This is a genomic window from Oleiphilus sp. HI0125 (assembly GCF_001635355.1).
On the sequence record NZ_LWGF01000895.1, the window covers coordinates 1 to 1133 of the forward strand.

Here is a 1133-nt window from a genome sequence, read left to right on the forward strand (position 1 = left end):
GCATTTTTGCAATTCTATTCAGACATGAGCTCCGCCGAACAGCTCAAATTGACGCCAGCTCAGGTATTGGAATTAGAGGACGTGTTTCATCCTCTATTCGGACAAGAGATTAATAAAGCGTGGGAGATGCCAGAGGTAGTGTGTGATGTTGCGCTATTTAGTCAGACGCCTTCTCAATCAGAAAAGTATCAAACCCAATGTGCATTGGTACAGGCTGCATCGTTGCTCGCCAAAGCGAGTTTAGAAGATCAAGATTTAGAACCTTTAAAAGCAAAAGACATTTTTTCAACGCTAAATTTATACACCGATGCGCTCAACGATGTCTTGAGTAAACGTGATCACATCGTCTCAACAGTGAGGGCTAAGCAGCAATGAAGAGCTTTCATGTTGTCGTTATTGGTAGTGGCCCAGCTGGGCAGAAAGCAGCGGTTCAAGCAGCAAAAGCCGATCAGTCGGTTGCTATTATCGAACAGGACAAATTCTTAGGTGGCGCATGTGTTCATCGAGGCACTATTCCAAGTAAAACTCTGAGGGAAAATGCCTTACGTGTGAAAAAGATGCGTGAAAACGCGACGCTTTGTAATTTCGAGGTCGCTGAAGACACCGAAATGGCTACTTTGATCGACCGTCTAAATGCTGTCGTTCAATCGCATGATACCTTCATGGTGAATCAAATAGAGCGAAATATGATTACGCGTTTGCATGGGCGCGCTCATTTCGTTGATGCCAACACGCTTAGTCTTGAATCACCGAATGGCTCTACCGAATTAATTGAAGCGCAAACCTTTGTCATTGCCTCGGGTTCTGTTCCGCGTCATCCTGAAAATATCCCCGTTGATCATGAGAATATCCTAGATAGCGACTCAATTCTGAGCATGTTGTACTTGCCTCCAAGTTTGATCGTTTTGGGTGGTGGTGTCATTGCCAGCGAGTATGCCTCGATATTTCAGGCACTCGGAGTCAAGGTGACGATGATTGATCGTTATGAGCGCCCACTTGGCTTTATGGACGAAGATCTTGTTGAGCGTTTTATGGGTACTTTTGCCGAAATGAGTGGCAAATGGGTGGGTGAGACGGAAGTTAGCTCTGTCGCTTGGAACGGTGTTTCTGAAGTAGTTGTCTCATGTGCTAAT

At 45.3% G+C, this 1133-nt stretch carries 2 protein-coding genes; both read left to right on the forward strand.

The genetic code is table 11. The annotated features are described in order from the left end of the window. A partial coding sequence (locus A3762_RS27680; RefSeq protein ID WP_197469289.1) for a hypothetical protein occupies nucleotides 1-375 on the forward strand: 375 nt, incomplete at its 5' end. Next, the coding region (locus tag A3762_RS15360) for an FAD-dependent oxidoreductase (protein ID WP_156493487.1) at nucleotides 372-1133 on the forward strand (762 nt) is incomplete at its 3' end. The genes A3762_RS27680 and A3762_RS15360, both read left to right, overlap by 4 nt.